We start from the raw sequence: 26,925 nt of genomic DNA, 5'->3' as shown, positions 1-26,925 counted from the left end.
TACAGATGCCCTATCGAAATGATGACGGAAATGATGTCCAAGCATCATGAGAGTCCATCCCTAACTCAATAGCCGGGTGTTGCACTCAGCCTCTGAAACCGCCGAAAATAAATTCAAGAAGGGTTCGGCGTTTCATGAGCAATTTGAATATAAGCCTGTCTGGTATTCAGTACTGTAGCCTGCTGTATGATGTTTTCTTAAAGCGGGCAGTGTCGACTACCCGCTTGCCAAGGCTACACCCCACCAAACAACCCATGCGGATCAATCACAAACTTCTTCGGCACGCCCGCATCGAACTCGCCATAACCACGCGGCGCATCGTCCAGGCTGATCACCTCGACACCCACCACGTCGGCAATCTTGATGCGGTCCCACATGATGGCCTGCATCAACTGGCGGTTGTATTTCATGACCGGGGTCTGGCCGGTGTGGAAGCTGTGGGATTTGGCCCAGCCCAGGCCAAGGCGGATGCTCAGGCTGCCCATTTTTGCGGCGGCGTCCACCGCGCCTGGGTCTTCGGTGACGTACAGGCCGGGAATGCCGATCTTGCCGGCAACGCGCACGACGCCCATCAGTGAGTTGAGCACGGTGGCGGGTGCTTCGGCCTGCGCACCAGCATGGCCATGCCCGCGAGCCTCAAAGCCTACCGCGTCGATGGCGCAGTCCACTTCCGGCTCGCCGAGCAATGCGGCGATCTGTTCATGCAGCGGCGTGTCCTGAGACAGGTCGGCAATCTCGAAACCCTGGGCCTTGGCGTGAATCAGGCGGGTCGGGTTCACGTCACCAACGATCACCACCGCTGCACCCAGCAAGCGTGCTGAAGCTGCGGCGGCCAGACCGACGGGGCCTGCGCCTGCCACATAAACGGTGCTGCCAGGGCCAACGCCGGCAGTCACTGCGCCGTGGTAGCCGGTGGGCAGGATGTCGGACAGGCAGGTCAGGTCGCGGATCTTCTCCATCGCTGCGTCGCGGTCCGGCAGCTTGAGCAGGTTGAAGTCTGCGTAAGGCACCAGAACGTATTCAGCCTGACCGCCGACCCAGTCGCCCATGTCGACATAACCGTACGCACCACCGGGGCGTGCCGGGTTGACCGTCAGGCAGACGCCGGTGTTTTGCTCCTTGCAACTGCGGCAACGACCGCACGCCACGTTGAACGGCACTGAGACCAGATCACCGACTTTGAGATGCTCGACGTCGCGACCGGCTTCCAGTACCTCGCCGGTGATTTCATGACCGAGTACCAACCCGGTTTGCGCCGTCGTGCGACCACGCACCATGTGCTGGTCCGAGCCGCAGATATTGGTGGAGATAACGCGCAGGATCACACCGTGTTCGATGCGCTTGCCGCGTGGGTCTTCCATTTTCGGGAAGGGGATGGATTGCACTTCGACCTTGCCAGCGCCGAGATAAACTACACCGCGATTACCAGACATACATGTCGCCTCGCTTTTATTGTTATGTAGCAGAGAGAAACAGTTGCAAGCTTCAAGCGACAAGAAAAACTCTTTGCTTGCAGCTTGCAGCTTGCAGCTTGCAGCTTGCAGCTTGCAGCTTGCAGCTATAAAACCACCGTCCTGTTGGCGTTGAGAAACACCCGTCGTTCGATGTGATAGCCCACCGCGCGGGCCAGTGTCAGCCCTTCGATGTCTCGACCCTTGGCAATCAGGTCTTCGGGGTAGTGGCTGTGATCGACCACTTCGACGCCTTGGGCAATGATCGGGCCTTCGTCCAGATCGTTGTTGATGTAATGCGCCGTGGCGCCTACAAGCTTCACGCCTTTGTCGTAGGCCTGATGGTACGGTTTTGCACCTTTGAAACCGGGCAGCAAGGAGTGATGGATATTGATCGCCTTGCCATCCAGCTTGCGGCACAACTCCGGTGACAGCACCTGCATGTAGCGGGCAAGAATCACCAGTTCAGCACCTGACTCTTCGATCACCTGCCAGACCTTGGCTTCCTGCGCAGGCTTGTCGGCGGGGTTCAGGGGGAAATGGTAGTACGTAATTCCGTGCCAGCCAGCCAGAGGTTCAAGATCCGGGTGATTGGACACCACGGCGACCACGTCCATTGACAGCTGGTTGATGCGTTGGCGATAGAGCAGGTCGTTCAGGCAGTGATCGGCTTTTGAAACCATGATCACTACTTTTGGCCGGTAGTTGGGCGCTGTGAGTTCGAAGATCATGCCGAACGCTTCGCCCCGTTCGCTTAATCCGGCCTTGAACGCCTGCTCGTCGAAGGCCTCGGGCTGACGAAACTCCACACGAATGAAAAAACGCCCTGACAGGCGATCATCAAAGGAGTGGTGCTCTGTCACGTAGCAGCCCTGCTCGAACAGAAAGCGGGTCACCGCATCTACCGTGCCCAGCACGCTGGGGCAGTCGGCGGTCAGAATCCATGTGTCGGGGGCGCGGCTCATTAAATCAATGCTCCTGAATGTTCGTTATGTGCAGGTCCAACTGATTCTCGTGCCAATGCTCCGCGTTATACACAAATCTTGTGGGAGCGAGCTTGCTCGCAAAGGGGGCGGTATATTCAACGGAAATGCATCGTCTGGACTGCCGTCTTCGCGGACAAGCGAAGCGTCGCCCGGTCCGCTCCCATAAAAGCGTCGTATTCCGGGCTCTTCACGCCTGAATGCTTAGCCCGTACTCTGCGCTCGCATCCTGCAGCCATAACCACCAGTAATCCGAGAAGCTGCGGCGGACCAGCAGTTCCCAGGTCTCTTCGCCGGTCCTGCGGATCACCAGTTGTGATTTGGCGAACACCGTGCCGACGGCCTTGCCCACCGGGAAGTTGTCCGGGTGGACGTCGTAGCTGGTGGATTTCATCAATACGTGGCGCACTTTCGGGCCGGTCAGTTCGAGAATCGACTGGCCGCCGCTGACGTTGACGATGGCGATGTGCAGCCCTGCCAGCGCCTCACGCAGCTTCTGTTCTGCGGCGAATTCTTCGCCGCTCGGCACGATCAGCAGCCACTCGTCCGGGCCGAGCCATTGCAGCGAGCTTTCGCCGTTGATGACCAGCATCAGGGCTGCTGGCAGTTCCATGCCCAACGCCTTGTGTACGCCAGCGGCGAAGGCCTGGTCGTGGGCATCACCGCGAATCGTCAGATGGCCCAACAGCTTTTTCTCGCGCAGGAACACGCCAGGGCTGGCGCGACCCTTGCCGATCAGGCTGTCGAGACTTGCGTGGGACAGCGGCGACTCGGCTTTGACGTCGGTGGTCGGGCGCTGCTGGTAAACGTTGGCTGTGCTCATGATTCACCTGCTTTGAATGCTGTGTGGCCCTGCTGTTTACTCGACATTCTGCTGCTCGCCCTTCGGATCGAAGAACACCGACGAGACGATCTCGGCTTCGATCACGCTGCCATCTGCCAGCGGCGCAAACACACGCTCGCCGATCCGCTTCAGGCCGCCTTTGACCACGCCCATCGCAAACGAATAGCCCAGCGAGTTGTGTGCATAACTGGAGGTCACATGGCCGACCATGCTCATCGGGATCGCCTGCTTGGTGTCGAACACCAACTGAGCGCCTTCCGGTAGCCATTGGGTCGGGTCGACGGGTTTGAGACCGACCAATTGCTTGCGCTGCTCACGCACGCAGTCTTCGCGGTTCATGCCGCGCCAGCCAATCCACGAGAACGGTTTGGTCCGGCCGACACACCAGCCCATGTTCAGGTCGTCCGGGGTCATCGAGCCGTCGGTGTCCTGGCCGACAATGATAAAACCCTTTTCCGCACGCAGTACGTGCATGGTTTCAGTGCCGTAAGGCGTCAGGTTGTACTGTTTGCCGGCCTCGGCGATCTTTTCCAGAACGCCCATCGCGTAGTCGGCCTGGATGTTGACCTCGTAGGAAAGCTCGCCGGTAAAGGAGATACGGAACACCCGCGCCGGCACACCTGCGACCAGGCCTTCTTTCCAGGTCATGAACGGGAAGGCTTCACGGCTCAAGTCGATATCGGTGACTTCGCCGAGCAGCTTGCGGCTGTTGGGGCCGGACAGCGTCAGCGTCGCCCAGTGATCGGTCACTGAGGTGAAATACACCTTCAGGTCCGGCCATTCGGTCTGCTGATAGATTTCCAGCCATTGCAGGACGCGTGCAGCGCCGCCGGTGGTGGTAGTCATCAGGAAGTGGTTGTCGGCAAGGCATGCAGTTACGCCGTCGTCGAAGACCATGCCGTCTTCCTTGCACATCAGGCCGTAACGCGCCTTGCCCACGTCCAGTTTGGTCCAGGCGTTGGTGTAGATGCGGTTGAGGAATTCGCGCGCATCCGGGCCTTGAATGTCGATTTTGCCCAGCGTCGAGGCGTCCAGCAGGCCAACGCTGTCACGCACCGCCTTGCATTCGCGGGCAACGGCTGCGGGCAGGTCTTCACCGTTTTTAGGGAAGTACCACGGACGTTTCCACTGGCCGACATCTTCGAATTCGGCCCCGTTTCTGATGTGCCAGGCATGCAGTGCGGTGAAGCGCACTGGCTCGAAGATGTGCTTGCAATGACGCCCGGCAATCGCGCCGAAGGTGACCGGCGTGTAGTTGGGGCGGAACATGGTGGTGCCCATTTCCGGGATCGACACGTTCAGCGAGCGGGCGGCGATGGCCAGCCCGTTGACGTTGCCCAGCTTGCCCTGATCGGTGCCGAAGCCCAGCGCGGTGTAGCGTTTGACGTGCTCGACCGACTCGAAGCCCTCGCGCGTCGCCAGCTCGATGGCGGCGGCAGTCACGTCGTTCTGAAAGTCCACAAATTGCTTGGGTGCCCGCGCGGTGCCTTTTTCATGAGGCACCTGAAACAGCGCCAGCGTCGGTTCTTCGGCGCGGCTGAGGGCTTTGGGCATCACGCCTTCAACAATCTTGAAGCCTGCTTCGCTGGCAGCGCGCACGCCACCCTCGAAACCATCGGCCAGGCTGTCTGCCAGGCTGTAGACGCCGTTCACGCCGCCCACACAGATGCGTTTCTGCGGCGCTTCGCCCGGCACGAAACCGAGGATGTCTTCACGCCAGACCGGCTTGCCGCCCAGGTGCGAGGCCAGATGGACGATGGGGCTGTAACCGCCGGAGCTGGCCACCAGATCGCACTCAATCCACTCGCCGGGGCTGGTGACGCTGTGTGTCTTGAGGTCGATGGCGGCAACGCGTGCAGCGGTCACGCGCTTGCTGCCACGCGCTTCGATCACGGCGCTGCCGGTCAGAATACGAATGCCTTTGGCGCGAGCCTCTTCAACCAGCGGGCCGCGCGGGTTATGCCGTGCATCGGCAATCGCGACCACGTGCAGGCTGGCGTCGAGCCAGTCCAGTGCGACGCGGTAGGCGTGGTCGTTGTTGGTGGACAGCACGAGTTTTTTGCCCGGCGCGACGCCGTAACGACGTACATACGTCGAGATTGCACCCGCGAGCATGTTGCCCGGCACATCGTTGTTGCCGTAGACCAGCGGCCGCTCGTGCGTGCCGGCAGCCAGCACCACACGTTTGGCGCGCACCCGGTGCATGCGCTGGCGAACCATGCCGATGGGCGCGCGATCACCGAGGTGATCGGTCAGGCGCTCGTGGATGGTCAGAAAGTTGTGATCGTGATAACCGTTGACCGTGGCGCGAGGTAGCAGGGTGACGTTACGCAGGCTTTTTAGCTCGGCAACTACTGTTGCAACCCACTCGGCAGCGGGTTTGCCATCCAGGCTTTCACGGCTGTCGAGCAGGCTGCCGCCGAATTCTTCCTGTTCATCGGCGATGATCACTCGGGCGCCGCTGCGGCCCGCTGCCAGTGCGGCGGCCAGACCGGCCGGGCCTGCGCCGACGATCAGCACATCACAGTGCTGGTTCATCGCGTCGTAGCTGTCCGGGTCGTTCTCGGTGGGCGAGCGACCGAGGCCTGCCGCCTTGCGGATGTACTTTTCGTACGTCATCCAGAACGATTGCGGGTACATGAAGGTTTTGTAGTAGAAGCCCGGAGGCATCAGTTTGCCGCCGACCTTGCCCAGAATGCCCATTACGTCGGTGTTTACGCTCGGCCAGCCGTTGGTGCTGGTCGCCACCAGCCCCGAATACAGCGCTTGCTGGGTGGCGCGCACGTTGGGGATCTGCGTAGCTTCGGTCGCGCCGATCTGCAACACGGCATTCGGCTCTTCCGAACCCGCCGCGAAGATGCCGCGTGGCCGGGAATACTTGAAACTGCGACCAATGATGTCAACGCCATTGGCCAGCAGCGCGGACGCCAGCGAGTCGCCTTCAAAGCCCTGATAGGTTTGGCCGTTGAAGGTGAAATTGAGCACTTTGCTGCGGTTGATGCGGCCGCCGTTGGGCAGGCGATTGCTCTGGCTCATGCCTTTTCTCCCTGATCCGTGAACTGCGGCTTGCTACCGATCGGATAGGTTTCGAGAATCTCGTAGGTCACCGTATTGCGCGTCATGTTGAAGTACTGACGGCAACCGGCAGCGTGAATCCACAGTTCGTGGTGCAGGCCACGCGGGTTGTCGCGGAAGAACATGTAGTCGCCCCATTGCTCATCCGTGCAGGCGGCGGGGTCCAGCGGGCGCGGGATGTGCGCTTGGCCGGACGGATGGAATTCCTCTTCGGAGCGCAGTTCGCCACAGTGAGGACAGAAGATATGCAGCATGGTCGGGTTCTCCTGTTAGTGGGCTACGGCTGCAGCGCCGTGTTCGTCGATGAGCGCGCCGTTGTGGAAACGGTCGATGGAGAACGGCTTGGCCAGCGGGTGCATTTCGCCTTTGGCCAGGCTTGCGGCGAAAACGTTGCCCGAGCCCGGTGTGGCCTTGAAGCCGCCTGTGCCCCAGCCGCAGTTGAAGAACATGTTCGGCACCGGCGTCTTGGAGATGATCGGGCAGGCGTCCGGCGTGGTGTCGACGATGCCGCCCCATTGGCGGTTCATGCGTACGCGGGACAAGACTGGAAACATTTCGACGATGGCCTGGATGGTGTGCTCGATCACCGGGTACGAGCCGCGCTGGCCATAGCCGACCCAGCTGTCGATACCGGCACCGATCACCAGATCGCCCTTGTCGGACTGGCTGATGTAGCCGTGCACGGCGTTGGACATGATGACGCTGTCGATAATCGGCTTGATCGGCTCAGAGACCAGCGCCTGCAACGGGTGTGACTCGATCGGCAGACGAAAGCCTGCCAGCTTGGCCATGTGCCCCGAGTTACCGGCGGTTACCACGCCAACCCGTTTGGCACCGATGAAGCCCTTGTTGGTCTCGACGCCGATGCACACGCCGTTTTCCTTGCGAAAGCCGATGACTTCGGTCTGCGGAATCAGGTCAACGCCCAGCGCGTCGGCGGCACGCGCGAAGCCCCAGGCCACGGCGTCGTGACGGGCCACGCCGCCACGGCGTTGCACGGTTGCGCCGATGATCGGGTAACGGGTGTTTTTCGAGCAGTCCAGGTAAGGGATTTCTTCAGCGACCTGCTTGCCGTTGAGCAATTCGCCGTCCACACCATTTAGCCGGTTGGCGCTGACACGGCGTTCCGAGTCGCGCATGTCCTGCAAGGTGTGGCACAGGTTGTAAACGCCGCGTTGGGAGAACATTACGTTGTAGTTCAGGTCCTGAGACAGGCCTTCCCACAGTTTCATGGCGTGTTCGTAGAGATGAGCCGACTCGTCCCACAGGTAATTGGAACGCACGATAGTGGTGTTGCGAGCCGTGTTGCCGCCGCCCAGCCAGCCTTTCTCGACCACCGCCACATTGGTGATGCCGTGTTCCTTGGCCAGGTAATAAGCGGTCGCCAGACCATGCCCGCCACCGCCGACGATCACCACGTCGTAGACCTTCTTCGGCGTTGGCGTGCGCCACATGCGCTGCCAGTTTTCATGATGGCTGAGGGAATGCTTGAGAAGGCCGAAGCCTGAGTAATGCTGCATGTAAGGCTACTCCTGACTCAGCGATAAACCGGGAAATCGGCGCACAGGGCTGCGACGTGGCTGGCGACGTTGGCCTCGACATCGGCGTCGCCGAGGTTGTCGAGAATGTCGCATATCCAGCCCGCGAGTTCCGTGCACTGGGTCACCTTGAAGCCGCGCGTGGTGACGGCCGGTGTGCCGATGCGCAGGCCCGAGGTCACGAAGGGTGACTGCGGGTCGTTGGGCACCGAGTTCTTGTTGACGGTGATGTGTGCACGGCCCAGCGCGGCGTCGGCTTCCTTGCCGGTCAGGCCCTGACGGATCAGGCTGACCAGAAACAGGTGGTTGTCGGTGCCGCCGGAAACCACATCGAAGCCGCGCTCGATGAACACCTGCGCCATCGCTTGTGCGTTATCGATGACCTGCTGTTGATACGCCTTGAAGCCTGGCTCCATCGCTTCCTTGAAGCACACGGCCTTGGCCGCAATGACATGCATCAACGGGCCGCCCTGACCACCGGGGAAGACAGCTGAATTGAATTTCTTCTCCAGTTCTTCGTTGGCTTTGGCGAGAATCAGGCCGCCACGAGGACCGCGCAGGGTCTTGTGCGTGGTGGTAGTGACCACATCGGCATACGGCAGTGGATTGGGGTAGAGACCGGCAGCCACCAGACCTGCGACGTGGGCCATGTCGACGAACAGGTAGGCACCCACCTTGTCGGCGATTTCACGGAAGCGCGGGAAATCCAGCGTTTTGGAATAGGCCGAGAAACCGGCAATGATCATTTTTGGCTGACATTCGACGGCAATGCGTTCGACTTCGTCGTAATCGATCAGGCCAGTGCTGGTGTCGATGCCGTACTGCACGGCGTTATAGAGCTTGCCGGAAAAACTGACCTTGGCACCGTGGGTCAAATGGCCGCCGTGCGCGAGGCTCATGCCCAGCACCGTGTCGCCTGCCTGCAGCAACGCCAGGTAGACCGCCGCGTTGGCCTGGCTGCCGGAGTGCGGCTGGACATTGGCATAATCGGCGCCGAACAGCTGTTTGGCGCGTTCGATGGCCAGTTGCTCGACCTTGTCGACGTGCTCGCAGCCGCCGTAGTAACGCTTGCCCGGATAGCCTTCGGCGTATTTGTTGGTCAGGCCGCTGCCCTGGGCCTGCATCACGCGCTTGCTGGTGTAGTTTTCCGAGGCGATCAGCTCGATATGGTCTTCCTGACGCTGTTCCTCGGCATTGATCGCCGACAAGAGTGCGTCGTCATAACCCTGAATCTGGTCTTGCTTGCTGAACATCGCGGATCTCCCAGCGGCGGCGCGGCGCCTGACTTGTCGTTAGGGCCGAACAGAGCCCTCTGAGAGCGATGGTAGGGCCGGACCGAAGTCGCCAAATGCCTATGGACGCCACACAAAGGTGCGTTTACGACATGGGGGCTTGGGCAGCAAATATGGCCGAAGGGAAGTTGCGCGGTGACGAAGCGGTAAACGAAAAAGCCCGCGCCCGGCTGGAGTGACTCCAGCGCCTGGGAGCGGGCCTGTCTGTTTCAGGCGTTAGCCGTGGTTTTTGCCCAGCAGGGCATGGTACAGCTCAGTGTCACCGAGAATACCGACCACTTTGTCGCCATCCTGCAAGACCAGCTTGTTGCCGGTCTGGTAGCGGATCTGCAAGGCGTCGCGCATGCCGATGTTGGAGTGCACGAGGGTAGGGCGGCGATCCAGCGTGCCAACGTCCTGACCGGGCGCCCAGTTCTGCAGATCCAGTGGCGCGGCACCTTGCCGGGCGCCCTTGATCACATTGCCTTCGGCCAGGTCGAGCCATGAGTCGCCGCTCGGGTCCAGGCACACCGAGCCGTTGACCTGCGTGCAGTCGTCAACCGTACGCATCAGGCTGCGGCCGCACAGCACGTTCAACGGGTTGGTATGCGCCACGAAGGTGCGCACGTATTCGTCTGCCGGGTTGAGGACGATTTGTTCCGGCACGCTGTACTGAACGATGCGGCCATCTTTCATGATCGCGATCCGGCTGCCGAGCTTCAGCGCTTCATCCAGATCGTGGCTGACGAAGACGATGGTCTTGCTCAGTTTGCTTTGCAGGGCCAGCAGTTCGTCCTGCAAGCCCTGGCGGATGAGTGGGTCGAGCGCCGAGAACGGTTCGTCCATCAACAGGATGTCGGCGTCCATTGCCAGTGCGCGGGCCAGGCCGACCCGCTGTTGCATGCCGCCCGACAGCTCGTCGGGCTTCTTGTTGCGCCACTGTGTCAGGCCGACCAGCTCGAGTTTTTCATCGACCAGCTTGCGTCGTTCCTTTTCCGGGCGACCCTGCATTTCGAGGCCAAAGCTGATGTTTTCGCGCACCGTGAGCCAGGGCATCAGGGCGAATTTCTGGAAGACCATGGCGATGCGCTTGGTGCGCATCATTTTCAGCTCCGCAGCGCTGCAGTTGGCGATGTTGATCTGCGAGCCTTCATGCTCGACGAACAATGAGCCACGGCTTACCGTGTTGAGGCCGTTGATGCAGCGCAACAGGCTGGATTTGCCCGAGCCGGACAAGCCCATTAAAACGCAGATTTCGCCTTTCTCGATGTCCAGGCTGGCTTTTTCAACGCCGACGATCTGCCCGGTTTTCTTGAGAATCTGGTCACGCGTAAGGCCCTCGTCCAGCAGTTTGAGGGCTTCACGCGGGTCCTTGGAGAAGATGACGTCAACCTTGTCGAATTTGATGATACTCATGCGTCGGACCCTACCTTGGCTTCGGGTTGTTTGCAGATGCGGTCGAGCATGATTGCCAGCAATACGATTGCCAGACCGGCTTCGAAACCGAGCGCGATATCGGCAGTGTTCAGTGCGTTGACCACCGGTTTGCCCAGGCCATCGGCACCGACCAGCGCAGCAATTACCACCATCGACAGCGACAGCATGATGCACTGGGTAATCCCGGCGGCGATGCTGGGCATTGCGTATGGCAGTTCGATGCGGGTCAGCAACTGGCGGCGCGTCGAGCCAAAGGCCTTGCCGGCGTCGAGCAATTCCTGCGGCACATCGCGGATGCCCAGATACGTCAGGCGTATGGGCGCGGCGATGGCGAAGACCACCGTCGAGATCAGCCCTGGCACCACGCCCAGACCGAACAGGGTCAGTGTCGGAATCAGGTAAACGAAGGTGGGAACGGTCTGCATCAGGTCGAGCAGCGGCCGAATGATCGTGTAGAACAGCGGCTTGTGCGCGGCAATGATGCCCAGCGGCACGCCGATGACGACGCAGACCAGGGTGGCGAACAGCACCTGCGCGAGGGTTTCCATGGTCTCCTGCCAGTAATGCAGGTTGAGAATCAGCAGAAACGACAGGATGACGAAAACGGTCAGGCCCCACTTGCGCTGAATAAAATGCGCGAGCGCGGCAATAAGGCCGATCAATACAAACGGGTTGAACCAGGTCAGGGCGAAGGTGAACCCGTGGATCATCATTTCCAGTGTCGAGGCAATCGCGTCGAAGTAGTCGGCGCCGTTGGCCGTCAACCAGTCGACGAATGCGGCGATGTACTCGCCCAGAGGGATTTTTTGATCAGTCAGCATGGTGTCGGGTGTCCGCTTGCGGAAGGTGAAGAGGGCAACAGGCGGGACCGGCCCGCCTGCTGTCGGCTTACTGGGTCAACTTGGCCTTGGCTGCCTCCAGGCCTGGTTTGCCATCCACGGTGGTCACGCCAGCCAGCCAGGTGTCGAGCACTTGCGGGTTTTTCTTGATCCACGCCTTGGCGGCGGCATCAGGCTTGGTCTTGTCATCCAGCACGTTGCCCATCAGGGTGCTTTCCATTTCCAGCGTGAAGGACAGGTTCTTGAGCAACTGGCCTACGTTGCTGCATTCCTGACTGTAGCCTTTGCGGGTGTTGGTGTAGATAGTCGCCTGGCCATAGTTGGGGCCGAAAAAGTCATCGCCGCCGGTAAGATATTTCATCTTGAAGCGTGTGTTCATCGGGTGCGGTTCCCAGCCCAGGAACACCACATCGTTTTTGCGTTTCACGGCGCGATCAACCTGCGAGAGCATGGCCGCCTCGCTGGATTCCACCACCTTGAAGCCCGCATCTTTCAGGCCGAAGGCGTTCTTGTCGATCATGCTCTGGATCAGGCGGTTGCCGTCGTTGCCAGGTTCGATGCCGTAGATCTTGCCGCCCAGTTCCTTCTTGAATTTGGCGATGTCGGCGAAGTCATGCAGGCCTTTGTCGTAAAGCGCTTGCGGCACGGCCAGAGTGTATTTGGCGTTTTCGAGGTTGGCGCGCACAGTTTCGACAGTGCCGGCTTCGCGATAAGGCTTGATGTCGTTTTCCATGGTCGGCATCCAGTTGCCGAGGAAAACGTCCATGTTCTTGCCATCTGCCAGCGACTTGTAGGTCACCGGTACGGAAATCATCGTGGTCTTGGTCTTGTAGCCCAGCGACTCGAGTACAGCGCTGGTCACCGCTGTGGTGACGGTGATGTCAGTCCAGCCTACGTCGGAGAAGTTGACCGTATGACAGGCCTCTGGCTCGGCTGCCTGAGCAAGCACCGGCATACAGAGCGTAGCGGCCAACAGCAACGATTTGGAACCTTTCATGGGGTGGACTCCTGTGAGTTTCTTCTAGTCATCAGCAGGTGAACGCTGACGCGGCTTATGGGGTGGCGAGGCTTTTCGCGAAGCTCCATCACTGCGCCGGGCGATCGAGTCGGAACCGATCATGTAACAGGGAAAATCAAACGCCTACAGGGGGCGTCGTATCCAGTGCAGGAGGCGTCGTATCCAGTGCGCGCAAGGTCGCTTACAGATTCATTGCATCGTACACGCGCCCGGTTGCAGTGTCGGGACTGCTGGAAAAGCGGCCAGTACGTTACACGGTTGCTGCGCAGATCGGCAGCGGTCGGTTGGCAGGTCGATGCCTGCGCGAACGCGGTCTTTTGGAGGGGGGTAACGCCGACAAGTTCATTATGGGCTGTAGTCGGGCCATCGCCGCGCTGAATAAGTGACGGCCTTCGACCACTGCGCACTTTTTGATCACACGCTTCGATGGCCGCCACCTTTTAGCGCGAAAACCCGCGGGTTGCCTGATTTTTCCGGGGCGTGCCTTGAGTAGCACTCGGCGCACGCTCAGCCTTCGGGCGTTTCCCCTCAGTGCTACCGAATTGCTCATCAGGCAGCGCAGCCCGCACGCCTGCGCGTCGCAAACAGACACTCGGGTCGCTGCCGGATAGACGCTTCGCGACGTCGTTTTCAGGTGTTATTGAATGCCTGATCAATTTCCGGCATGAGATTTGCGATGTCATCACAAACCCCTTCAGCGACGAGGGGTATAAGAAGAGCCCGCCCTGAGGCCAACCATAGCCATATGTGAGGAGATAGTGTGATGACATCGTTCAATCAAGGGGCTCAACCCCAGAACCGCGCGCCACAATCCATCGGCTTTCTGCTGCTGGATAACTTCACCCTGATCTCCCTCGCATCGGCGGTAGAACCTCTTCGCATGGCCAACCAGCTGTCGGGTCGCGAGCTGTATCGCTGGACCACGCTGAGTGTCGATGGCAGCCAGGTCTGGGCCAGCGATGGCTTGCAGATCACCCCGGACGCTGCCATGCACAAGGCACTGGCGCTCGATACTGTAATCGTCTGCGGCGGCGTCGGCATTCAGCGCACCGTAACCCGTGAGCATGTCAGTTGGCTGCAGGGCCAGGCGCGTCAGTCGCGCCGCCTGGGCGCTGTGTGCACCGGCAGTTGGGCGCTGGCGTGCGCCGGTTTGCTCGATGGTTTTGATTGCAGCGTGCATTGGGAATGCCTGGCGTCGATGCAGGAAGCCTTCCCGCGTGTGTCCATGAGCACCCGGTTGTTCACGCTGGACCGTAACCGCTTCACCAGCTCCGGTGGCACCGCGCCGCTGGACATGATGCTGCACCTGATCAGCCGTGATCACGGCCGTGAGCTGTCGGCGGCGATTTCCGAGATGTTCGTTTATGAGCGCATTCGTAACGAGCAGGACCATCAACGCGTGCCGCTCAAGCACATGCTGGGCACCAATCAGCCGAAGCTGCAGGAAATCGTGGCCTTGATGGAGGCCAATCTCGAAGAACCGATCGACCTTGATGAACTGGCGGTGTATGTCGCCGTATCGCGCAGGCAGCTGGAGCGGCTGTTCCAGAAATACTTGCACTGCTCGCCGTCGCGCTATTACCTGAAACTGCGTTTGATCCGCGCCCGGCAATTGCTCAAGCAGACACCGATGTCGATCATTGAGGTTGCGTCAGTGTGCGGCTTCGTATCGACGCCACACTTCTCCAAATGCTACCGCGAATACTTCGGCATCCCGCCGCGCGACGAGCGCGTAGGTTCCAACACCGCGCAGCAGGTTGCCATGATGCCAATCCCGCAGGCACTGGTGCTCGCGCCGTTGTCGGGACCGCTCTCGGCGTTGAGTCAGGCGCGTAATGAATCGACGTTTGCGAGTGTGCGGCTTTAATTTGACTGATCGTTGCGCAGGGCCCGCGCAAAGAGGACGCAGAGCGTCCAGAACGGCATGCGACGCAGAGCGTCGCACGATAGTTGCAGTAGTTGACCTTTAAAGCGCGAAGCGCGACACCATGCTGTTGAGGTTCACGGCCAGGCGGGAAAGCTCGGTGCTGGCTGCGCTGGTCTGGTTGGCGCCGGTGGTGGATTGTGCCGACAGGTCGCGGATGTTCACCAGGTTGCGGTCCACTTCGCGAGCGACTTGCGCCTGTTCTTCGGCGGCGCTGGCGATGACCATATTGCGTTCGTTGATCTCTTCGACCGCGACATTGATGGTGTTCAGCGCCATGCCCGCGCCTTTGGCGATGTTCAAGGTGGATTCAGCGCGTTCGGTGCTGTTGCGCATCGAGCTCACCGCTTGTTCTGTACCGCTCTGAATGCTGCCGATCATGCGTTCGATTTCGCTGGTCGATTGCTGAGTGCGGTGTGCCAGGGCGCGCACTTCGTCGGCCACTACAGCAAAACCGCGCCCTGCTTCACCGGCGCGTGCCGCTTCGATGGCGGCGTTGAGCGCCAGCAGGTTGGTCTGGTCGGCCAGGCCACGAATCACGTCCAGCACCTTGCCGATATCGCGGGACTCGCTGGCCAGGTTGATGATCAGTTCGGACGTGTCTTTCACGTCGCCACTCATGCGTTCGATGGCGCTGACGGTTTCCTGAACCAGATCACGGCCGTCGCCAGCAGACGTCGCCGCATTTCGAGACGCTTGCGACGTGCTGACAGCATTGCGGGCAACTTCTTCCACGGCGCTGGTCATTTCGTTGACCGCAGTGGCAGCCTGCTCGATTTCGTTGTTTTGCTGCACCAGCCCACGTGCGCTTTCGTCGGTAACGGCATTCAGCTCTTCGGCCGCCGAGGCCAGTTGCGTGGCCGAGCCGGAAATCCCTTGCAGCGTGTCGCGCAGCTTGTCCTGCATGGTTTTCATGGCCAGCAGCAAACGGCCGGCTTCGTCGCTGCCATCGATCTGGATCGGCTGGGTCAGGTTACCTTTTGCGATGGTTTCCGCCGCATGCAGCGCGGTGGCAATCGGCGCGGTGATGCTTTTGATCAGCATCCAGGCAAACACGATGGTGAGCAGCGTGGCAGCTATGAGCAGCCCGATGACCATATTGAATGCCGAGTCGTACTCGCGGGAAGCGTCCTTTTTGACCTGATTCAACTGAGCAGTATTGATCTCTACCAGCTTGCCGAGCACGACGTTCATCTGATCGGAGTTGCTGAGCAGTTCGTTGTTGAGCAGGTTCTGCAGCTCTTCGATTTTGTTGGCGCGGGTCAGCGTCTTCAGGCGCTCTTCGAGCTGGCGATACTGCCCCAGCAGTTGTACGTACTGGCCGTAAAGATTGCGCTCATCGGGGTCGCTGATCAGCTTCTCGTAAATCGCCTGAACGTCGGTGATCTGCTTGTTGCGCATCGCCAGCAGATCAATGGTCTTCTGCTGGGTTTCCGGGTCGCGGTTGACCAGCAATCGGTAAGACAGGACGCGCAGGCGGATACTGACTTCAGCGAACCGGTCGAGGCTTTTGATACTGGGCACATTGCCATCGGCCAGGTCTTCAGTCGCGCCACGGATCTTGTTCATCTGGGACAGGGCGAATACACCGAGGATCAGCATGAGTGTGCCGATCATGGCGAAGCCAAGAAACGCTCGGGGCGCGATGTTCATGTTTCGCAGGGACATAGAAAGCTTCCAGGGTAGGTACGCGGTCCATGCGATTTAACGGTGAAGGGAATGCAGTGAATGGCTGCCTATCGGTCATGCGACTAACGTCTTGAGTCAGTAGGCACTAAATATTGACGACTTATTACTGACGGTTATTTTTGGAATATGGCAAACATCCGCGCAAACCCTTGAAAAAACTGGGTTGAGGGGGTTTGGGGTGATATCAGTTTGCCCATTGGCTGTGCGCATTTGTCGCAGTTCGGGGCGGTCTGACGAACAGCAGGAACCGGATTCCGAATACGTAGTCACAAGCCCCCTATGCGTCTACGTTATCGACATGTCAATGTGATGACAGATCGGTATCAAAGCCTGAGCGCTGGCATGCGCCGCGACTTTTCTTTATCGTACGCGCCCGTTGAAATTTGCTCGAGAAATCAAAATGTTGGAAGCCTCCCTTAGCCAATTGGAACAACTTGTCGGTGACCTGGTGCAGCAAAACCAGACCTTGCAGGACACGAATGCACAGCTCGACGCCGAGCTGGCAAAAGCCAAGGACGAGAACGAGAACTTGCAACTGAGCCTGATGGAGCAGGAAGAAAAGCAGGGCAGCACCGCCGCCCGTATCCAGGCACTGGTTGACCGCGCGACCAGCGCAAGTGCTGTTGGCGCATGAACGTCGATGGCAACGGTGTAACCGTTCTTTCAATTCTGGGTAATGAGTACTCGGTCAAGGCCCCGGCTGGCGAAGACCTGACCCTCATGAAGGCCGCTGCGATGCTCAATGCGTCGCTGGCCGACACCAAGCGCAAATACCCGACATTGATCGGCGACCGTTTGCTGGTCCTGGCAGCCCTGAATCTCTGCTCGCAGCAGATCGAGCTTGAGCAGTTGCACAAGGTTGAATTGAAGCGTTACCGCGAGCAGGTCGATGCCACGGTGGATGTGATCGCCAAGACCATTTCCCAAGGCTGAGCGGTCGTTATACACACGTCTTGAGAAGCTCGCAGAATGGGGCTTGCGTGGCGGACCCGGCGGCGCTTCGCTTGTCCGCGAACTGCCGGGCACCGGCAGCAAAACAGGTACGCACAGTGCATCCGGCAAAATCAAGGTGGTTTTTTAGGATCGCTTCGCAACCCTTCGCGGACAAGCGAAGCGTCGCCCGGTCCGCTCCTACGCCTTCAGGGCAGAAGCCTGGTTCTCGGTAGTGATCAAGACTTGCCATCAGAACGAATGCGACTGCTTGCGCCTGCGCCATTGCCCCAGTGATTCTGCCAGTCGCAAGGGGCTGTCGATCTGCTGGCGGCGGGCGTGGCTGAACAGAATCAACGCCAGCTCTGCGGTCACCAGTGCATCGGCGCTGGCGTTGTGGCGTTCTTCGGCGTGCAGGCCAAAAAACTGCGTCCAGTCGTCCAGCCCGGCGTGCCGCAGGTTGGCCTGTTCGCAGAGCATCGGGGCTATTTCGGCGGCGTCGATAAACGCATGCTGCAAGCGGTAGTCCAGGCTTTCTTTAAGCGCGCGCGCCAGCATGTGCTGATCGAACGGCGCATGAAAGCCCAGAATCGGGCTGTCACCGACAAACTCCATGAAATCCAGCAATGCCTCGACCGGCTCGCTGCCCGCTGCAATCGCACTGGGTGCCAGCCCGTGAATCAGCACGGCCGGGCTGACCTTGTGATCGACGCGCAACAGCGTGCGCTCGAACTGCTGGCCCAGATCGATGGCTCCGTCCTCAATCACAACCGCTCCGATGGACAGCACCTGATCCCGGTTCATGTTCAGCCCGCTGGTTTCCAGGTCCAGGACCACCCAGCGCTGTTGGCGCAGCGGTTTGTCGCTGAGCTTCGCGCAGGTCGGCAATCGCTTGAGTCGCTTCAGTTGATGAGCGTCCAAAGGCGCCTTTTTCGGACGTGGCTTCAGCCACTCGAACAGGTTCATAGCTGATAACGCATGGTCAGGCTCATCTGCAATCGCTGCGCCTGACGAAACGATTCACGCAGAATGCGTCGGTCCAGGTGGTTGAGCGTGTCCGGGTCGATGCGGTTGGAATAGGCGAGGTTCTGGCGACTCTGCAATTGGTGTTGCTGCATACGGGTCTGCTGAATGAAGTGATAAGCCTCCTCGTAGGCGGCACCGTCCAGCGGGTCGATGACTTCGCGCTCGACCAGTTGCCGCAACCGTTCCTGGGTATTGTTGACGCCAATACCGTTGGCCAGCGCCAGCAAGCGTGCGCCGTCGACAAACGGCGTCAGGCCTTCGGTCTTGAGGTCCAGGGTGTCTTTTTCGCTGCCTTTGCGCGCTAGCACGAAATCCTTGAAGCGGCCCACTGGTGGCCGTTGACGCAGAGCGTTCTCGGCCATCATGCGCTGGAACAGCCGGTTGTCTGCCACCTGATCGAGAATGCCGCGGCGCAATTGTTCGCCGCCGCTTTCATCGCCCCAGACCACGCGCAGGTCGAAGTAGATACTCGACGCCAGCAGGTTCTCCGGGGTGGCCTCGCGGATAAAGGCCGAGAAGCGCCTCGACCATTCAAGCCGCGACAGGCACAAATCAGGGTTGCCGGCCATGATATTGCCCTTGCACAGCGTAAAGCCGCACTGCGCCAGGCTCTGATTGATGCGCTCGGCAATCGGTAGCAGCAGTGTGCGGATCTGCTCTGCCTCTGCGGCATCGCTGGCTTCAAACAGAATGCCGTTGTCCTGATCGGTATGCAGCGTTTGTTCGCGGCGGCCCTCACTGCCAAAACACAGCCAGCTGAACGGCACGCCGGGGTCGCCTTTTTCCGCAAGCGTCAGTTCGATCACCCGGCACACCGTGTGATCGTTGAGCAGGGTAATGATCTGGGTAATCTGCGTGGACGAGGCACCGTGCGCGAGCATGCGATCAACAAGCTGGACGATGTCGCCCCTCAAACCGGCAAGCGCTTCGATGCGCGGCGCATTGCGGATAGTGCGCGCCAGATGCACCAGATCGACCCGTTGCAGGGAGAACAGGTCCCGCTCCGACACCACACCACACAATCGCCCGTCTCTGACCAGGCACACATGGGCGATATGACGCCCGGTCATGGCAATGGCTGCGTCGAATGCGCTGGCGTCAGGGCTCAGGTGAAACGGTGAGGGGCTCATGGTGTTTTTGACCGGCGCGCTGAAGTCGGCATTCACATCGGCAACCGCTTCACGCAGGTCGCGCAGGGTAAAAATACCCAACGGCGCTTGCTGCGCGTCGACGATCACGATGCTGCCCACTTGCTGTTCATGCATCAGTTTTACCGCATCGCGCATGGGCATGTCGGGGCTGCACATCACCGGATGACGCATGGCCAGCTCGCCCAGGCGCGTGTTCAGCGAATACTGCGTACCGAGGGTTTCGGCGGCGCGCTGCTGGACCTGCTGATTGACCTGATCCAACAGGCTGCTGACCCCGCGCAGGGCGAAGTCGCGAAACGTCGTGGACAGCGCGAACAGCTTGATGAACGCCTGCTTGTTCAGTTGCAGGCAGAAGGTGTCTTCGGCGGCCAGATGCTCGGTGCGCGTGGCACGCTCACCCAGCAGGGCGGCGAGCGGGAAGCACTCGCCCGTGGTGATTTCAAAGGTGGTTTCTGTGCCTCTTTTCGCGGAATGAGGGCGTTCACCGACGACTCGCCCCTGTTTGACGATGTAAAAGTGTTCTACTGGCCCGTCGTCGGGCTTTATGATGCTCTCGTCTGCCGCATAGAACCTGAGCTGACACTGCTCGACGAGGTACGCCAGGTGAGCATTTTCCATCTGGTTGAAAGGCGGGAATTTTTGCAGGAACTGCATGGTGCCGTGTATGTTCTGCAGCACGGCTGTCTTGCCTGCCTGGGTGAACGCATCTGCCTTGCTCATGGCCTGTTCCGCACTCTTGTTATTGGTGCTCATGGTCGGCCGCTTGCAGCCAGGTGCCCATTGGACGTAAGTCTTACGCCTGAGGCGGTTGGCAAAGTGATGGTGATTGCTGGAACCGATTTGACGAGCGCAATGGACTGCGAGCGAAGACTGGCCGGGATGCCGACGAACTGCATCGCAGATTTGACAGAATCTGCTGTCGGATAGCCCAGGGAACGATGAGATTGCAATGATTGACCAAGATATTCTGAGCGACGATGAGCGCAATGCCCTCCATGAGGTCATGCTCTCGCCCGATCGCGGCGCACCGCAACGGGTCCTGATCGTCGATGACGACAGTGACGCGCGAGAGCTGCTGGCCGAGATTCTGAGTCTCAATGACATCAGTTGCATGACTGCGCCCGGTGGTGACAGCGCCCTCAAAATGATTCAGACGCGCCAGTCCATCGGCCTGTTGATCACCGATTTGCGCATGGCGCCTTTCGACGGTCTGGACCTGATCCGCAAGGTCCGTGAGTCGGACCGCGCCGAGTTACCCATCATCATCGTTTCCGGCGACGCCAACGTGCGCGACGCCATCGACGCCATGCACCTGAGCGTGGTGGACTTCCTGCTCAAGCCGTTGAACACCAAGCAACTGGTGAAGCTGGTGAAGCGTGAGCTGGGAATGAATTGACGCGTTAGTCGTGCAGTTGAATGACCAGCGTGCCGATTCCCGTTTTCACGGCGGCGGAAACTGCGCCGCGGTGCGCTGACCGTCGACATTGGAAAGCTTCTGCCAACGCAGCAGGTTACGCCAGCCGACAACGGTTGAGTCCCGCGCCCGTTCACGAACGATCAACACCAGTGGTCGCCACGTTTCTTTGGTCAGCAAAATATCGTCAATGGCCTGCTGGGCCTTTTCCGCTGCTTGCACATCCCCGCGCTGCAAAGCCAGAGCCTGAATGCCGCGATAGCCGTCTATCTCGGCGCCTGCCCGGCCCTTCATCGAGTAATTGACGTTGTACTGGCAATACTTGCTGTCCTTGCCCAGACGCTTGATCGTCGTCTCGAAAGCGTCAAGGTGCATGGCCGCGCGCAGGCGGTTGTCGGGGGTGTTTTTGTTGCCTGTCTCATCCGGCTCCAGTGTTTCGATGCAACGCATCAACCACAGATCGCGGTTGGCGGTGATTTCGGCCTGCATGTCGCGCGGCGTGGAGTAGTGCCGGTCCAGATCGGCGTCCTGTTTGTCGCCAATCAGGAAGGGCGATATTTCGTTTTTTTCCAGCGCCCAGGCCAGGTCTCGGGACATGCCCAGTTGCAAACCCAGCCCCTGACCCTGAACCCCATGGTTGGCACCTTTTTCTGCTGGCGTGGCCGAGCTGGCAATCGGCGCGAAGTTCAGGTTGGCGGTGACGCCGGCCCGTTGCTGAGCAGTGTCACCCTTGGCGCCGACAACGCTGATGAATCCGCCGGTTTCTGTGCGTGTTTCCTTGATTCGATCCGCTTCGACGTACACCGAGGGTTCCGGCGTCAGGGTTTGAGAGGCGTGACTGGCGCCATCTTTGAAACGTACCGCCGGGACGCGCAATGCCACACGCGCCGCGACGTTGCGGGTGCTGGACGTCGCATCTATCTGGCTGACAGAGACCTCCGGGTTACGCGCCAGTATGGCTTCCAGCGGCCCGGCGTAGCGCTGGCCCTTTTGCGGGTCGATGATGTCCCAGCGCACCATGCTGTCCAGCGCGGTCAGCATGTTGCCGCGCATTTCATCGTCCTTGTGACGGGTGCGGAAAAAGCGCATGAGGGTCGAGCTGGTTTGGGTTTCCTGAGCGGTAAAGCGGCCAGTGAGCGCAGCCTGTATCCCCACACCGTCTGCCACCGCACTTCCTGCCGCCACACCGATGGTGGCCTCGGCGGCTTCGGTTCGTGCTTTGCCGAAGGACATTTCCATGCCCAGAATCGGCATGAACAGCTGGGCAAACGCTTCGTCACTGCGAGATTTCTCTGCCGAAAAGATCGGTGACACGATGGGCGATATCAAGCTGTAGGGCAGCGACGGCAAGCCTACGCCCAGCGTGCCTCCGCCGCCCAGCCGCAGCCTGTCGCGCAGGCGGCTTTCAAGAATGAAGGGTTTGAAAAACGTCACAATGTCGCTTTTCTCGCTCAAGTGCCGGGTTTTCAGCAGTTTTATCGCCGCGCTCAAGTCCTGATCAAGCACCTCTTCAACAGACTGAGCAGGTTGCAGCGCTGGCGGCAATATCTCGCGCAGGTGCTCATCGACACGATTGATGGCCTCGTAGACCGACAGCTTGCTATTCGCCAGTTCGCTGTACAGCGGCGGCAGTTCGATGTGCTGAGCTTTGTGCAGTACGTTGACTGCGCGCTTGCCGTTCGCGTCCGGCTTATCCCATATCTGTGATAGCCGCTGCTGTTGAACGCGGGCCTTGAGCAAGCTTTGCATCGATTTGCCATCGCGCTTTTTAAGCGTCACCTGCGACAGGTGAGTGCCTTTCTTTTCCAGAGATTTAAGGTGATCGAGCATGGCGTGGGCTGCCGAGATTTCAAGTTGCAGTCCCGGTGCACCCTTGGCGTTTTTCAGGGTTTCTTCCAGCATGCTGATACGCGCGGAAATAACCTGATCAACCTGCTTTCTGGGCGATTGCAGGCCCATGCTTTCGCCCACCGAGTAGTCCCGATCCAGCGTCGATTTGGCGAAAGGTGTCTTGTTCAGCGTGGGGACCAGACGGCGTGGTAACGAGCTTTTCGCCGGGGCAGTTGCTGTTGTTTGCTCCGGGGTATTGGCCGCCACGGCGCGCATGACCCATGCCATCGTCGCTTTCTTCAGGCGCTGGTCATGTTGCGCATAGGGCGTGCCGGGAGCGTTGCTGAAATAACCGTTACGAACCGCGTTGAAGGCAGCGTGATCAACATCGTCGAAGGACTTCTCGTCTCCATCCAGCTTGCTGCGCGCCACCTGTTTGGCGGTTTGCAGCCATGCCTTGACCTTGCCGTCGGGCTCTTTCTGCTGCGCTTCGTCGGCATTCCAGAACACCCGCAAAGGTTTGGCCCGCTCGGCCACTATCGGTGCAGTGCCGTCGCTGGATAGCACTTGCAGCATTTCCATGCCACGCGGCACATTTGCCAGTTTTCGACAGAGGTCGAGCGTGTCCTGCTGAATGCTGTTGTTAGTGGCGCTGCGGGTCCTGACCGACTTCGACATTTCTTCGGCAACACGTGGCCAATGTTCCAGTGGGTGCTGGTTCAGCATGTCGAGCACGCGGTTGGCGCGCGTGGCGTCATTGCCCGTCACGTCTGCCAGCGCCGACGTCACCATCTCGATAACCGCGAAAGCTGGCAGCGGTGTGGGTGGCGGCGTGCCTTGCAGGCGATCGCCGATACGTTGCAGGGCCGCTTGAATTTCATCCGCACCGGTTGCTGCAAAAGCGTGCGCTTCACCGATCTGACTGGCGAGGTACTGCTCGCGGACGTTCTTGAGAGCGGTTTTGTCGATTCGTTCCTGGGCCTCGCCCTCTGCAGGCGTGGTGACCTGGTCTGATGCGGGCAGTTTCTGATCAAGTGTCTTGAGTGCAAAGCGCTCGTCATTGACGATCGCGATTCGCTGATGAATCTCGTCCAGTTCGTCGTTCAGGCGTGCAACATCGGCATCGACCCGCACCAGTCTTTTTGCCAGTTGCTGATGCGTTTGCATGGCCTGAGAACGCGTAGCAAGCGTCTGCCCAATGGCGGTATCCAGTCTGTCGGCTTCGTCTGACCCTTCGGGCGTTTCCTGTCGCTGGGCGCGCAAGGCAGAAAGTTGCGCGTTGGCGTGCGCGGCCGTGTGCTCGGCAGCGGTCATGTCGTGATCGAGCGAAATCAGCTCACGAGTCTCCGCCACCTTGAGTTGCAGTTCGATTTCGATGGCAGCGTGCCGGTCGGCGAAACGGACATCCACCGCCTGCATGCGTGTACGCAACTCGCCCAGCCACTGTTGAGAGAAGTCGGCTTTCTGTTCAACCTGATCCTGCCCCTCACTCAGCGCGCCCAGTTGCAACACCTCTGTGCCCTGAGTCAGCTCCCGAAGTTGCTGGCTGGCCAGGCGGGTGGTGGAGTCGGCTTGTTGAGCGCGAGCCCTGGCGTGGTCCAGTCGTTCGGTCGACGTGGGTGGGGTGGCCTGTTCGAGCGATTCAAGATGCTCGCGCGCAGCGACCAGTGCGTGGGTGGCTGTGGCGAGCACCTTGCTCTGATGATCCAGCCGGGTGCTCAACTCTTTCACCGCCGCTGCGATGGTTTCAGGGCTTTGCTGTGAGTTATAGGCCTTGGTCTTGGCGTTGCTGCCATTGCTGGCGACTTCGCGTAGCGGGGCAGGCTTTAGCCACGGAAAAACCTTGGTGGTAATACGCCTCACCGTTGAAGGGGCGGGGCGCTCCCAGAGAGACGTCGGTGCCGCCTTGAGATGGGCCAGCGCCGAATCGACCATGCGCTGCAGTTCATGCGCTTCTTTTAGCAACGGGTCATGACTCTCCTCGCTCGATAGGTGCTCACCTTCCTCCGGAATCCCGCTGCGCAGGGGCCGGTTTAGAGTACGACCGGTGCCGGGAATACCAAGACTGAAATTGGTCTGACGTTCGGAAAGCTTGCCAGCGATGCGCGTCTTCAGCCCGTGAGCTTGCTGAACACCTGGCGCTGATTTAGGTGCAGCAGGATTGGCGACGGGGGGAGGCTCAGTCGGTCTTGCCGTGACCGGCGGTGGTGTCGGCTGCGACGAAGATCCTGTTTCCAGAGGTACAACCGGGGTAGCAGAACGAGTATTGATTCTTAAGGTCATGAGCGGGCTCCATCGGCTCAGATATCAAGTTCGACAGATCAATACAGGTGGTGGTAATCGACACTGCACATTCGGTGGTGCGTAAAACGTGTTCGAAGGGCTGTCGCCATGACGCCAAGAGGTTGCAGGCGACACTTCTTCAAACTGCCAGGGCGGCACGGGGGAGGCGTGTTTGCTCGGGGGCAAAACGGGGGCTACGTTGCTGACTCGCGGTTTGCGTCCTTTGGTGGGTCAGCTGTGGCAGGTGCCTGAAACGTTTTCCTGCTTGAGCGGGAGGTTTTCGGACCTGTCTGGATGGGTGGTCGAAATGTCGATTCGGTTCCGTTTTTATTTTGATGCGCTCGAGGATGGGTGAGAGGTTGTCGGGGATTCAAGGAATGGCAGGTTGATCACCGATGCAATCAGAGACGTTCGGCCCGATGAAGATCATTCCTGCGTAGACGAAACCCGACTCTTCTCCCCAATCTATTCCCCATCCTGCTGTTTCAAGGTCATAAATCTTGTTTTCTGAAATCAGTTCACCGTTGCGATTGTCATACAGCCGATAGAAGCCAGGGTAGCCCCACAACGGGAACCATTTTGGCGGTACGTCTTCGTCAGGATGAGGCTTGCGATGAAACATATTCGGCAGTACCCAGAATGGTTTAAATGTTTCGAGTCGGTAGCAGCCATCAGGGCTGACGATCGGGTCACCTGACCTTTCCGCCAAGCCTTTTTCCCACCATTGCGAAGCAGTCCATAGGCTGAATGCGATGGCAATGTAGGCTGCCAAATAGGCAGTGCAAGTCGATGGCGACTTCATTTTTGGGGCGCACCACGTGTGGTGGGACGGTCCCCCATACAGTCAGAGACATTCGGGCCGATGGGGATCATTCCGGCGTAGACCATCCCTGACCCACCGCCCCAAGACATTGGCCCGCCTGCCGACTCCAGATCATAAATCTCGGTTTCCGAGATCAATTCGCCAGTGTGGTGATCGTAGAGACGGAAAAATGCAGGGTAGCCCCACCAAGGAAGCCACTTCGGTGAATGATCTTTATAGGGGTTGGCTTTTCTATGAAACATCATGGGCAAAATCCAGAACGGCTTGAACGTTTCAACTCGATAGCATCCACCCGGACTGATATCAGGTTCGTTCAGGCTTTCCGCCAAGCCCTTTTCCCAGTACTCCGAAGCAGTCCATAGGCTTAGGGCGACGGCGGTGTAGGCTGTTAGAAAGGAAATGCGCCTTCGAAGGTGTTTCATTCTTCTGGTGTCAGCTGTGTGGGTAGGTCGCCGATGCAATCAGGGGCATTCGGGCCGATATAGATCATTCCTTCGTATACACCGGGCCGCAGTCGGTCACCCCAGAAAGTACCGCCGCCGCCCGTACGTCCAAAATCATACACTTCGCTTTCTCCCAGAAAAGCGTTGGTACGGTTGTCATATAGCCGGTCAAAGCCTGGAGCTATCCATTGAACAAACCACTGAGGTTTCTCGACTTTATCGGGAGTTCCCCATGGATGTAACCATGTAGGAAGCAGCCATGCTGGCGTATAGCTTTCGATTCGGTAACATTTGTTGGGGCTAATGATGACTTGATTTTCCTTTGTGGCTAAGCCCTTTTCCCACCACTCTGAAGCGGTCCAGGCGCCTGTTGAAACTGTAATGTAGGAAAATAAAAATAATAAGCGTCGCCCCAGAATATTCATGCCCACTCGCCGAGATCAATGCATTTTACAATTGTTTTCCATAGTACGTCTGAGTAGACAATAAAGTCGCCACCTTTATGGCGCGCAGCTCTGTAGTCGCGAAAGTTTTCGTTGGTGATCGCTGCAAAAGGACCATCTTTGAGCCTGATGATTAGATTTCCTTGCGGGGTAAGAGCGATCACTGTCTCTGTTTTTGTGAGCAGCCGATCTTCTGTCCATGTTCCAAGGTACTGAAGCCCATTGAAGTCATAATGGTCGCGGATGTAAAAGCCTGCCTTATGAATGTTGAAGAAATAACGAGGTTTCTCATCTGATCTGTTTTTTATTTCTACTGCTTCTCCAATCACGCCAACTTTCAGTGTGGCGGATCCTAGAGCTCCGTACATATCATCAGCTACGTCCCACGTACTGCCGAAGTTTTTTATGTTGGCGGTTTCAGAGGCTGAGTGCAACACCCGGCTATTGAGTTAGGGATGGACTCTCATGATGCTTGGACATCATTTCCGTCATCATTTCGATAGGGCATCTGTA

Annotated in this window: 22 protein-coding genes and 2 pseudogenes; 4 read left to right on the top strand and 20 right to left on the bottom strand. The window is 59.1% G+C overall.

What is annotated here, in order from left to right:
* Positions 1-233: 233 nt before the first annotated feature.
* From fdhA to DW49_RS1000000133650, 11 genes and pseudogenes are all read right to left on the bottom strand, one after another.
* Positions 234-1,433, bottom strand: coding sequence for a formaldehyde dehydrogenase, glutathione-independent (gene fdhA, locus DW49_RS0112295; protein WP_005613987.1), 1,200 nt, complete (start codon positions 1,431-1,433; stop codon positions 234-236).
* Positions 1,434-1,558: 125 nt separating this feature from the next.
* Positions 1,559-2,416: a formyltetrahydrofolate deformylase gene (gene purU / locus DW49_RS0112290; RefSeq protein ID WP_003379923.1), complete on the bottom strand. Its 858-nt coding sequence runs from the start codon at positions 2,414-2,416 to the stop codon at positions 1,559-1,561.
* Between the two features lie 208 nt (positions 2,417-2,624).
* Positions 2,625-3,257, bottom strand: a complete 633-nt coding sequence (locus DW49_RS0112285; protein ID WP_005613989.1) for a sarcosine oxidase subunit gamma — start codon at positions 3,255-3,257, stop codon at positions 2,625-2,627.
* 36 nt (positions 3,258-3,293) lie between these two features.
* Entirely contained in the window at positions 3,294-6,314 is a 3,021-nt protein-coding gene (locus tag DW49_RS0112280) for a sarcosine oxidase subunit alpha (RefSeq protein ID WP_005613990.1), read from the bottom strand.
* Complete coding sequence (locus tag DW49_RS0112275; protein ID WP_003379926.1) at positions 6,311-6,607, bottom strand: sarcosine oxidase subunit delta; 297 nt, start codon at positions 6,605-6,607, stop codon at positions 6,311-6,313. The genes DW49_RS0112280 and DW49_RS0112275 overlap by 4 nt, the downstream gene beginning before the upstream one ends.
* Positions 6,608-6,622: 15 nt before the next feature.
* The gene (locus DW49_RS0112270; protein WP_005613993.1) at positions 6,623-7,873 is read right to left on the bottom strand and encodes a sarcosine oxidase subunit beta family protein; all 1,251 of its coding nucleotides are present in this window, start codon (positions 7,871-7,873) and stop codon (positions 6,623-6,625) included.
* Positions 7,874-7,890: 17 nt separating this feature from the next.
* On the bottom strand, positions 7,891-9,144 hold the full coding sequence (gene glyA, locus DW49_RS0112265) for a serine hydroxymethyltransferase (RefSeq protein ID WP_005613994.1): 1,254 nt from the start codon (positions 9,142-9,144) through the stop codon (positions 7,891-7,893).
* Between the two features lie 255 nt (positions 9,145-9,399).
* The gene (gene choV, locus DW49_RS0112260; protein ID WP_003379929.1) at positions 9,400-10,578 is read right to left on the bottom strand and encodes a choline ABC transporter ATP-binding protein; all 1,179 of its coding nucleotides are present in this window, start codon (positions 10,576-10,578) and stop codon (positions 9,400-9,402) included.
* Entirely contained in the window at positions 10,575-11,420 is an 846-nt protein-coding gene (choW, locus tag DW49_RS0112255) for a choline ABC transporter permease subunit (protein ID WP_005613995.1), read from the bottom strand. The genes choV and choW overlap by 4 nt, the downstream gene beginning before the upstream one ends.
* Before the next feature lie 67 nt (positions 11,421-11,487).
* The gene (locus DW49_RS0112250) at positions 11,488-12,435 is read right to left on the bottom strand and encodes a choline ABC transporter substrate-binding protein (RefSeq protein WP_005613996.1); all 948 of its coding nucleotides are present in this window, start codon (positions 12,433-12,435) and stop codon (positions 11,488-11,490) included.
* A 202-nt stretch (positions 12,436-12,637) separates the two neighbouring features.
* Positions 12,638-12,893, bottom strand: a pseudogene (locus DW49_RS1000000133650) (hypothetical protein).
* A gap of 326 nt (positions 12,894-13,219) precedes the next feature.
* Here DW49_RS1000000133650 and gbdR point away from each other — a divergent pair.
* Positions 13,220-14,323: a choline metabolism transcriptional regulator GbdR gene (gene gbdR, locus DW49_RS0112245; RefSeq protein WP_005613997.1), complete on the top strand. Its 1,104-nt coding sequence runs from the start codon at positions 13,220-13,222 to the stop codon at positions 14,321-14,323.
* Between the two features lie 99 nt (positions 14,324-14,422).
* On the opposite strand, the gene DW49_RS1000000134235 is transcribed toward gbdR, so the two are convergent.
* Together DW49_RS1000000134235 and DW49_RS1000000134230 are read right to left on the bottom strand one after the other, a co-directional pair.
* Positions 14,423-15,286, bottom strand: a complete 864-nt coding sequence (locus DW49_RS1000000134235; protein ID WP_420865886.1) for a methyl-accepting chemotaxis protein — start codon at positions 15,284-15,286, stop codon at positions 14,423-14,425.
* Positions 15,278-16,033: pseudogene (locus DW49_RS1000000134230) on the bottom strand (MCP four helix bundle domain-containing protein); the annotation flags it as partial. The pseudogene DW49_RS1000000134230 and the gene DW49_RS1000000134235, both read right to left, overlap by 9 nt.
* Before the next feature lie 436 nt (positions 16,034-16,469).
* Between DW49_RS1000000134230 and DW49_RS0112235 the strand changes: the two are divergent.
* Both DW49_RS0112235 and DW49_RS0112230 read left to right on the top strand, forming a co-directional pair.
* Positions 16,470-16,703, top strand: coding sequence for a hypothetical protein (locus DW49_RS0112235; RefSeq protein WP_003379946.1), 234 nt, complete (start codon positions 16,470-16,472; stop codon positions 16,701-16,703).
* A complete protein-coding gene (locus tag DW49_RS0112230) occupies positions 16,700-17,002 on the top strand; it encodes a cell division protein ZapA (RefSeq protein ID WP_003379947.1) in 303 nt (100 codons plus the stop codon). Before DW49_RS0112235 ends, DW49_RS0112230 begins: the two co-directional genes overlap by 4 nt.
* 249 nt (positions 17,003-17,251) lie before the next feature.
* On the opposite strand, the gene DW49_RS0112225 is transcribed toward DW49_RS0112230, so the two are convergent.
* Both DW49_RS0112225 and DW49_RS0112220 read right to left on the bottom strand, forming a co-directional pair.
* Positions 17,252-17,965: a 3'-5' exonuclease gene (locus DW49_RS0112225; RefSeq protein ID WP_005614002.1), complete on the bottom strand. Its 714-nt coding sequence runs from the start codon at positions 17,963-17,965 to the stop codon at positions 17,252-17,254.
* Complete coding sequence (locus DW49_RS0112220) at positions 17,962-19,896, bottom strand: DUF294 nucleotidyltransferase-like domain-containing protein (RefSeq protein ID WP_024420844.1); 1,935 nt, start codon at positions 19,894-19,896, stop codon at positions 17,962-17,964. The genes DW49_RS0112225 and DW49_RS0112220 overlap by 4 nt, the downstream gene beginning before the upstream one ends.
* Positions 19,897-20,125: 229 nt before the next feature.
* Here DW49_RS0112220 and DW49_RS0112215 point away from each other — a divergent pair, with 229 nt between their 5' ends.
* Positions 20,126-20,572 (top strand): response regulator, encoded by a 447-nt coding sequence (locus DW49_RS0112215; protein ID WP_003379952.1) that lies wholly within the window; start codon positions 20,126-20,128, stop codon positions 20,570-20,572.
* A 45-nt stretch (positions 20,573-20,617) separates the two neighbouring features.
* On the opposite strand, the gene DW49_RS0112210 is transcribed toward DW49_RS0112215, so the two are convergent.
* The 5 genes from DW49_RS0112210 to DW49_RS0112195 form a co-directional block, all read right to left on the bottom strand.
* Positions 20,618-24,355 carry a coiled-coil domain-containing protein gene (locus tag DW49_RS0112210; protein ID WP_183144943.1) on the bottom strand — a complete coding sequence of 1,246 codons (3,738 nt, stop codon included), beginning with the start codon at positions 24,353-24,355 and terminating at the stop codon, positions 20,618-20,620.
* A gap of 718 nt (positions 24,356-25,073) precedes the next feature.
* Positions 25,074-25,505: a hypothetical protein gene (locus DW49_RS0112205; protein WP_024420846.1), complete on the bottom strand. Its 432-nt coding sequence runs from the start codon at positions 25,503-25,505 to the stop codon at positions 25,074-25,076.
* On the bottom strand, positions 25,502-25,948 hold the full coding sequence (locus tag DW49_RS0112200; RefSeq protein ID WP_024420847.1) for a hypothetical protein: 447 nt from the start codon (positions 25,946-25,948) through the stop codon (positions 25,502-25,504). The genes DW49_RS0112205 and DW49_RS0112200 overlap by 4 nt, the downstream gene beginning before the upstream one ends.
* The gene (locus DW49_RS1000000130075) at positions 25,945-26,394 is read right to left on the bottom strand and encodes a hypothetical protein (RefSeq protein ID WP_081591348.1); all 450 of its coding nucleotides are present in this window, start codon (positions 26,392-26,394) and stop codon (positions 25,945-25,947) included. Before DW49_RS1000000130075 ends, DW49_RS0112200 begins: the two co-directional genes overlap by 4 nt.
* Positions 26,391-26,849, bottom strand: a complete 459-nt coding sequence (locus tag DW49_RS0112195; protein ID WP_024421263.1) for a DUF6402 family protein — start codon at positions 26,847-26,849, stop codon at positions 26,391-26,393. The genes DW49_RS1000000130075 and DW49_RS0112195 overlap by 4 nt, the downstream gene beginning before the upstream one ends.
* Between the last annotated feature and the right edge of the window lie 76 nt (positions 26,850-26,925).

The sequence above is a fragment of the Pseudomonas avellanae BPIC 631 genome, from assembly GCF_000444135.1.
Classification (GTDB): domain Bacteria; phylum Pseudomonadota; class Gammaproteobacteria; order Pseudomonadales; family Pseudomonadaceae; genus Aquipseudomonas; species Aquipseudomonas avellanae.
The sequence above is the reverse complement of the archived record's forward strand: the minus strand, read 5'-3'. Positions and strand labels throughout refer to the sequence as shown.